Source organism: Azospirillum sp., assembly GCF_050789165.1.
Genome location: NZ_JBOZRT010000044.1, coordinates 1 through 7900, shown reverse-complemented (window position 1 = coordinate 7900; position 7900 = coordinate 1). Strand labels below are relative to the sequence as shown.

At 72.6% G+C, this 7900-nt stretch carries 5 protein-coding genes; 3 read left to right on the top strand and 2 right to left on the bottom strand.

Translation table 11 applies throughout. The annotated features are described in order from the left end of the window. Nucleotides 1–185: 185 nt before the first annotated feature. Complete coding sequence (locus ACRWK7_RS09865) at nucleotides 186–3125, bottom strand: PAS domain-containing protein (protein WP_431856036.1); 2940 nt, start codon at nucleotides 3123–3125, stop codon at nucleotides 186–188. Between the two features lie 306 nt (nucleotides 3126–3431). Between ACRWK7_RS09865 and ACRWK7_RS09860 the strand changes: the two genes are divergently transcribed. Beyond that, nucleotides 3432–4403 (top strand): amidoligase family protein, encoded by a 972-nt coding sequence (locus ACRWK7_RS09860; protein ID WP_431856035.1) that lies wholly within the window; start codon nucleotides 3432–3434, stop codon nucleotides 4401–4403. 11 nt (nucleotides 4404–4414) lie between these two features. Beyond that, nucleotides 4415–5107, top strand: coding sequence for a gamma-glutamyl-gamma-aminobutyrate hydrolase family protein (locus ACRWK7_RS09855; RefSeq protein WP_431856034.1), 693 nt, complete (start codon nucleotides 4415–4417; stop codon nucleotides 5105–5107). A gap of 95 nt (nucleotides 5108–5202) precedes the next feature. Here ACRWK7_RS09855 and ACRWK7_RS09850 read toward each other — a convergent pair whose 3' ends face one another. Further along, nucleotides 5203–5745 carry a hypothetical protein gene (locus ACRWK7_RS09850; protein WP_431856033.1) on the bottom strand — a complete coding sequence of 181 codons (543 nt, stop codon included), beginning with the start codon at nucleotides 5743–5745 and terminating at the stop codon, nucleotides 5203–5205. Between the two features lie 225 nt (nucleotides 5746–5970). On the opposite strand from ACRWK7_RS09850, the gene ACRWK7_RS09845 reads away from it, so the two are divergent. After that, entirely contained in the window at nucleotides 5971–7725 is a 1755-nt protein-coding gene (locus ACRWK7_RS09845; RefSeq protein WP_431856032.1) for an ABC transporter ATP-binding protein, read from the top strand. Nucleotides 7726–7900 lie beyond the last annotated feature (175 nt).

Genomic DNA, 7900 nt, shown 5'->3' with positions numbered 1-7900 from the left:
CCATGCGCAAGATCATCGTCATCCTCAATGCCATGGTCCGCGACGGCAAGCCCTGGGAGCACGCCGCCGGGTAACCTCAACAACATGGTTGCTCCCCGCGTTGCGGTGGAGAGGGCTGCCGACAATGCGACGGAGTTCCCTCCACCTCGAAGAGGGGGAGGGCTAGGGAGGGGGCAGCCGCACCCCTACGCCCCGCCGACCACCTTGCGCAGCTCGCTGGGCAGCACCGGCTTGTGCAGCAGGCGGTAGCCGCTGCGCTCCGCCTCGGCGAGGCGTTCGGGCGAGGCGTCGCCGGTCAGGATGACGCCGGGGACGTCGTGGCCGACGCGCTCCTGGATGGCGATCAGCGCCTCCGGCCCGGTCCGGCCGTGCTGGAGCTGGTAGTCGGACAGCAGCAGGCGCGGGCGCCGCCCGTCCTTCTCCAGCAGCGCCAGCGCCTGGTCGCCGGAGCGCGCCGCCAGCACGTCGTAGCCCCAGCCCTCCAGCATCGCCTTGAGGCCGAGCAGGATGATCGCCTCGTCGTCGATCACCAGCACGACGTCCTTCGCCGGGTCCGCCGCCGGCGCGTCGTTGGCCGGGCGGCCGACGTCCACCGTCGGCGCCGGCGCGCCGGCGCGCGGCAGCTCTACCGCGAAGACCGAGCCGCGCCCGGCCACCGAGCGCACGGTCACCCGGTGCTCCAGCAGCCGCGCCAGCCGCCGCACGATGGCGAGGCCGAGGCCGAGGCCGCGTTCGGTCCGGGTGTCGTTCACCTGGGTGAACTCCTCGAAGATCGCGTCGATCTTGTCGGCAGGGATGCCGATGCCGGTGTCCCACACCTCCAGCCGCACGGCGCCGCCGGAGCGCCGGGCGCCGAGCAGGACGCGGCCCGACCGCGTGTACTTCAGCGCGTTCTCGATGAGGTTGCGCAGGATGCGCTCCAGCAGCGCCGGGTCGCTGGTCACCCAGGCGCCGCTGCGCACCACGCGCAGCTCCAGCCCCTTCTGGCGCGCGCGCGGCCCGTACTCGGCGACCAGCTTGCCGATCATGTCGTCCAGGCGCAGCCGCACCGGCACCGCGCTGATCCGGCCGGACTCCAGCCGCGCCATGTCGAGCAGGCTGTCCAGCAGCGTCTTCAGCGTGTCCAGCGACTGCCGCATGCTGTCGAGCAGCGGCAGCGCCGGGTGGTCCTTCAGCCGCTCGCCCAGCGCCGCGGCGAACAGGAACAGCGACTGCACCGGCTGGCGCAGGTCGTGGCTGGCCGCGGCGAGGAACTTCGACTTGGCCTCGTTGGCCTGCTCCGCCGCCACGCGCGCCTGGCGCAGTTCCTCGGCGTCGCGGTGCCGCTCGGTGACGTCGAAGGCCGAGCAGGTGACCCCGACGATGGCGCCCGACGCGTCGCGGGTGGGGTCGACGACCATGTCGAACACCATGTCGCGGCCGTGCAGGCAGATGCGCACCTCCTCGCGGGCCGGTTCGCCGGTCTCGACCACCCGGCGCTTGATGGCGGTGAGCGCCGCGATGTCCTCCGGACGGTCGAAGATGGCGGCGTCGGTTCGGCCGACGATGCGCTCCGGCTCCAGCAGCACCGGGTTGGCGATCCAGGTGTAGCGCAGGTCGCGGTCCATGCTGAACACCACGACGCCGGAGTTGGTCAGCGCGGCGCGGAAGCGCTCCTCGGTCGTGCGCAGCGCCGCCTCCGTGCGCTTGCGCTCGGTGATGTCGATGCCCGAGGCGATCAGGTGCTCGACCCGGCCGTCGGCGGACCGCATCGGCGTCAGCGTGATGTCCGCCGTGACCGTCCGGCCGCCGGGCAGCCGCACCGCGCTGTCGAAGCGCGACGGCAGGCCGGCCGCGGCATCGTCGATGGCGGCGCGCAGGCGCACCTGCACCGGGCGGTCCTCGGCCCAGCAGCGGATGCGGTCGAGCGGGCGGCCGACGACGTCGTCCGCGGTCAGGCCGCCGGCGAACAGCGCGGCGCGGTTGACGTGCAGGACGGTGCCGTCCGGCTTCAGCACCGCGACGAACACCGGCAATCCGTCGAGCACGGCGCGCAGGTGCCGCTCGTTGCCGCGCAGCTCGGCCTCGCGCGCCTCCAGGGCCTCGGCCATGTCGTCGAAGGCGCGGCCAAGCTGGCCGAGTTCCGACCCGCCGTCGCGCAGGTCGGCGCGGCCGGCGGAATGGCCGTCGCGCCAGCCCTGCACGGCGCGCATCAGCGCCGCCACCGGCCGGCGGACGAACAGCGTGCCGCCGCCCCACGCCGCCAGCATGGCGATGACCAGCCCGACCACCGTCATCACCACCCCTTCGACCGTGGTGCGGTCGATGCGCGCCATGGCGGCGTCGCGGTCGATGGCGACGGCGACGAACAGGTCGTGCACGCCGTCGCGCACCGGGGAGTGCGCGACCACCCACAAGGTGCCGTCGGTGTCCGCCACCTCCGCCACGCCGGGATCCCCGCCGGAGACGTCGGCGCGCAGCAGCGGACGCAACGCCTCGGGCAACGGGCTTCCGCCGAGCCGCCCGGCGTCCGGCACCTGCACCAGCACCGTGCCGTTGCGGTCGGCCAGCGTCAGCCGCACGTCGCCGGACAGCCGCCGACCGGCCAGGCTGTCGGCCAGCCAGCGCAGGTCCAGCGTCACCAGCACGGCCCCGCCGATCTCCCCGCTGCCGTCGAGGTAAGGCATGCCGAAGGACAGCACCGGCCCGCCGTCCAGCGGCCACTCCATCCACTCGCCGGGGGTGAAGCGGCCCTCGTCCATGGCGCGCTTCAGCACCGGCAGGCCGGCCAGCGAGCGCCCGGTCATCTCCGGCGCGCCGCTGCACAGCACCTTGCCCGCGGTGTCGGTGACGGTCACCGTCTGGCGGTCGAGGGCGCGGCGGGACAGGCGGATCAGGTACTGCTCGCACCGCCGGTATTCGTCGGTGCGCACGAAGCTGGCCTCCGCCACCGCGATGGCGAGCTGGCGCACGCCCTCGAACAGGCGTTCCTGCTCGCCCTCGACGAGCTGCATCAGGCGCACGGCCTCGGCGCTCACCTCCTTTGCCCGCTCCGTCCGCAGGCGGGCGACGCTGTGGGCCTGGATGGCGATCGCCGGCAGCACCGCGATGAGCACCAGGACGAAGAGACGGGCGAGAAGCGACATCGGACGGCGTTCCCCAGGGGCGAAGAGGGCCTTTCACACTTCGCCGGACGCTGCCCGTTCTAGACGAACATGGTTAAATCACCGTTAATTTGCGTCATCAAGATTTGGAGCCTTATGTATTCACCCAATCCATCCTGGATTTCCGGAAGAGGTATCCATCAACGATCACTTTAGGTTTTCTTCTCGAAAACGGGTTGAATTGCAGATATTGGCGCCTTTGGATTACCCAATAAGATAGAGCGGCGAAAACAACGTGCAATGGCGGATGCGGAACCGTGGCCGCGAGGCCGTTGTTGTTCCGAGGCCATGACCACCTCCCTGCTGATGCCCCCGCGCCTGACGGCGCCCGACGGCTCGCCGCGCCGCGTCGGAGTCGAGCTGGAATTCGCCGACCTCGACGCGCCGAGCGCCGCCCGCCTCGTCCGCGACCTCTACGGCGGCGAGATCGCCATGGAGAACCCGCACCGCTGCCGCGTGCGCGGCTCGCGGCTGGGCGACTTCGCGGTGGAGCTGGACATGCGCTCCGCCCACCCGCCGAAGACCGACGGCGAGCCCGGCGCGCTGGACGCCTTCCTGGAGAAGCTGCGGCCATTGTGGGGCAGCATCGGCAGCCTGGTCATGCCCTTCGAGATCGCCGCCCCGCCGGTGCCGTTCGAACGGCTGCCGGAGCTGGAGGCGCTGGTCGACGGCCTGCGCGAGCGCGGCGCGGCCGGCACCGGGGCGAGCCCGCTGTTCGCCTTCGGCCTGCACTTCAACCCGGAGGTCGCGGCGACCGACGCCGACTACGTGGTCGATCACCTGAAGGCGTTCCTGGTGCTGGCGCCGTGGCTGCGCGCGCAGATCCGCATCGACCCGACGCGGCGCATCACCGGATTCATCGCCGCCTTCCCGGTGGAGTACGCCGCCAAGGTGGTCGATCCCGCCTACCGGCCGGACATGGACACGCTGGTCGCCGACTACCTCGCGGCCAACCCGACCCGCAACCGCGAGCTGGACCTGTTCCCGCTGTTCGCCCACCTCGACCCCGAAACGCTGTTCGCCACGATCAGGGACCCGCACGTCCGGCCGCGGCCGACCTTCCACTACCGCCTGCCCAACGCGCGCATCGGCGAGCCCGGCTGGTCGCTGGCGCAGGACTGGAACCGCTGGGTGGCGGTGGAGGAGCTGGCCGCCGACCGCGGGCGGCTGGACGCGCTGGGCGCGGCGTTCCGCGACTACGCCGCGCGCCGGAAGCTGGACGACTGGGCGTCCGAGGCCGGCCAGCGGCTGGCCGGCTGAGGGATCGCGGCATGGCCCGGCCGCTCATCGGCATCACCGCCTCGGCGCGCGGGGCGCGCATCAGCTCCTGGGCGAACCGCATGGCGGTGTGGCGGGCCGGCGGCCGCTCGGTGCGCATCACCAGCCTGGAGCCGTTCCCCATCGACCAGCTCGACGGGCTGGTGGTCGGCGGCGGCGACGACATCGACACCACGCTGTACGGCGAGGCCATGCAGCCCAAGATCCGCATCGACCCGGAGCGCGACCGGCTGGAGCTGCAGGCGCTCGACGTCGCCGAGGCGCGCGGGATGCCGGTGCTGGGGATCTGCCGCGGCTCGCAGATGATCAACGTGCACCGCGGCGGCTCGCTGCACGTGGACATCCACGAGGTCTACGAGGAGGCGCCGCGGCTGCGCACCGTGCTGCCGCGCAAGCGCGTCTCCATCGTGCCGGACAGCGGGCTGTACCGCATCCTCGGCATCTCGGAATGCCGGGTGAACGCGCTGCACCATCAGGCGGTGAACCGGCTGGGCGAGGGCATCCGGGTGGTCGCGCGCGAGCGCTCCGGCGTCGTCCAGGGCATCGAGGCGGAGGGCGCGCGCTTCCTGGTCGGCGTGCAGTGGCACCCGGAGTACCTGGTCGCCGACCCGCGCCAGCAGAACCTGTTCCGCACCCTGGTCGAGGCCGCCAAGGGCCGCTCGGTGTTCGAGCTGCTGGCGGCGTAAGGCTCTCTTGAGCGGATCGGAAAGCCCGACCCACAAACGCGACGGGCGCGTCCGGAGGGATGGCTCCGGACGCGCCCGTGCGTGCACTGCAGCCCTTACTTCGGGCCGGCGCCCGGACGGCAGTCCGGCGTGCCCGGCGGGCAGTGCGTGCCGGTGGCGCGCTGGGCGGCCTGCGGCGAACGGCTGGGCTTGGTCTGCGCCGACTTGGTGGTCGTCGAGCCGCTGACCGCGCGGTCGCCGCTGGAGCCGGCGGTGCCCTTCTTCAGCGTGTCGTACTCGCGGCCCTGGCCCGGGGAGGTCGCGTCGCTGCGGCCGTCCGGCGACCCGCTGGTCGACAGCTCGCCGCGGTTCTTCGCGGTGCCGCGCTCGGTGTAGGCGCCCGAGGCGCCCGAGCCGGCGGTGGTGCCGCCCGGATTGCCGGCCGACCAGTTGCGGTCGGTGGTGGTGGCGCCCGCCGTGCCCGGCGTCATCGCCGACTTGCCGGCGCGGGGCGCCGTGGTGTTCATCTCGGTGCCGTGGCCGCCGGTGCCGGTGCCGGCGCCGGACGCGCCTCCGGAGGCGCTGCCGGATTCCTGAGCCATGGCCGTTCCGGTCACCAGCGCCAGAGCGGCGACGGTCCCGATCAGAAGCTTACGCATCCTCTCTCTCCGATCCCTGTTTTCAAGACGGAGGCCGCGCGCCAAAGGTGCAGCGCCGCCATCCTTCACGCCATAAACAGCCAAGGTCGCGAAAGGTGCCGCCGCGACTCGAAACTCCTTGCCCGCCCGAAAATTGACTCCGGTCCGGCGCCTTCTCGGTAAAGGCCGCTTAACCGCCGCGCCCTAGCCTTCCCGGCGTATCCCACGCACCCCCTCGGACCCGACATGAGCACCCCCAAGCCCGGCGGCATCGCCCGGCTCTACGCGACGTTCTGGCACCACACGGCCGGGGCGCGCGGCCTGCTGGCGACGTTCCTGGCGCTGCTGTTCGTGGCGCAGGTCGTGCGCCTCGCCATTCCCTGGTTCTTCGGGGAGGCGGTGAACGCGCTTCAGGACGCCGCCGCGCAGGACCTGCGCACCGCCGGCGGCTACATGGCGGCGACGCTGGGCGCGGCGGTGCTGGCCTGGGCGCTGCACGGGCCGGGGCGGGTGATCGAGCGCTTCGTCGCCGTGCGCGCCCGCGCCCGCTTCGCCGACGCGCTGTACGCCCGCCTGACCGCGCTGCCGCTCGGCTGGCACGAGCGCCACCACTCCGGCGAGACGATCCAGCGCATGGGCAAGGCGACCACGGCGCTGTTCGGCTTCGCCCAGCACCAGTTCGTCTACCTGCAGAACGTCGTCTCGGTGATCGGGCCGATCGCCGCGCTGTTCGTCGTCTCCACGGCGACGGGCGCGGTGGCGCTGGCGGGGTACGCCGCGGTGGTGGCGGTGCTGGTGCGCTTCGACGGCACCATGGTCCGCCTGCTGGAGCAGGAGAACCGCGCCGAGCGCCGCTACGTGGCCGAGCTGGTGGACTGCCTGGGCAACATCGCCACGGTGCTGACGCTGCGCCTGCAGGCGGCGACGCGGCGCGTGGTCGGCGAGCGGCTGGCCGCGGTGTTCGTGCCGCTGCGCCGCCACGTGGTGGTCAACGAGGCGAAGTGGTGCGCCATCGACCTCGCCAACAACGCGCTGCGCACCGGGCTGGTGGTGCTGTACGCGTGGCTGGCGTGGCGCGAGGGCGGCGTGGTGCCGCTGGGCACCGCGGTGATGGTGCACCAGTACGCCCAGCAGATCGGCACCGTCGTCAGCTCCATGGCGACGCACTGGCAGGAGCTGGTGCGCCACACCGCCGACGTGGCCGGCGCCGACGCCATCCTCGATGCCCGGCCGCGCCCCGGTGCCGGGGCCGCCCCGCTGCCGGAGGACTGGCGCGCCATCGCGGTGCACGGCCTGGAGTTCCGCTACGGCGCCCGCGCCGCGCTGTCCGGCGTGGAGCTGGACCTCGTGCGCGGCGAACGGGTGGCGCTGGTCGGCGAGAGCGGGTCGGGCAAGAGCACGCTGCTGCGCGTGCTGTCCGGCCTCTACGAGGCGGAGCGCATCGCGGTCCGCGTGGACGGCGCGGAGCGCGCCGACCTGCGCGACCTCGGCGGCATCGCCACGCTGGTGCCGCAGGACCCGGAGATCTTCGAGAGCAGCATCCGCCAGAACATCACCATGGGCATCGACTACGCGGAAGCGGAGGTGCTGCGCGCCTGCCGGCTGGCGCAGCTGCTGCCGGTGGTCGAGCGGCTGCCGGCCGGCCTCGACACGGTGATCAGCGAGCGCGGGCTGAACCTGTCGGGCGGGCAGAAGCAGCGTCTGGCGCTGGCGCGCGGCATCCTGGCGTCACGCGCCTCCAGCCTGATCATGCTGGACGAGCCGACCAGCAGCATGGACCCGTCCACCGAGCTGACGGTCTACCGCGGCCTGCTGGGCGAGTTCCCGGACGCCTGCGTCGTCTCGGCGGTGCACCGCCTGCACCTGCTCACGCACTTCGACCGGGTGGTGCTGATGGCGGACGGCCGGCGCGTCGATGCCGGCACGCTGGACGAGCTGCTGGCGCGGCAGCCGACGTTCCAGGCGATGTGGGGCCATTACCACGGCGCGTCGGCGGCGTAGAGTATTGCCCCCTCCCTAGCCCTCCCCCGCTACGCGGGAGAGGGAACTCCGCCACTCTGCCCCCTCTCCCGCGAAGCGGGGGAGCAACCATGTTGTTGAGGTTACCCGGCGGCGTGCTCCCAGGGCTTGCCGTCGCGGACCATGGCATTGAGGATGACGATGATCTTGCGCATGG

Coding starts and splice junctions, on each gene's coding strand:
- ACRWK7_RS09855 (WP_431856034.1), top strand. CDS start 4,415: ATGGCCCGGCCGCTCATCGGCATCACCGCCTCGGCGCGCGGGGCGCGC.
- ACRWK7_RS09860 (WP_431856035.1), top strand. CDS start 3,432: ATGACCACCTCCCTGCTGATGCCCCCGCGCCTGACGGCGCCCGACGGC.
- ACRWK7_RS09845 (WP_431856032.1), top strand. CDS start 5,971: ATGAGCACCCCCAAGCCCGGCGGCATCGCCCGGCTCTACGCGACGTTC.
- ACRWK7_RS09865 (WP_431856036.1), bottom strand. CDS start 3,125: ATGTCGCTTCTCGCCCGTCTCTTCGTCCTGGTGCTCATCGCGGTGCTG.
- ACRWK7_RS09850 (WP_431856033.1), bottom strand. CDS start 5,745: ATGCGTAAGCTTCTGATCGGGACCGTCGCCGCTCTGGCGCTGGTGACC.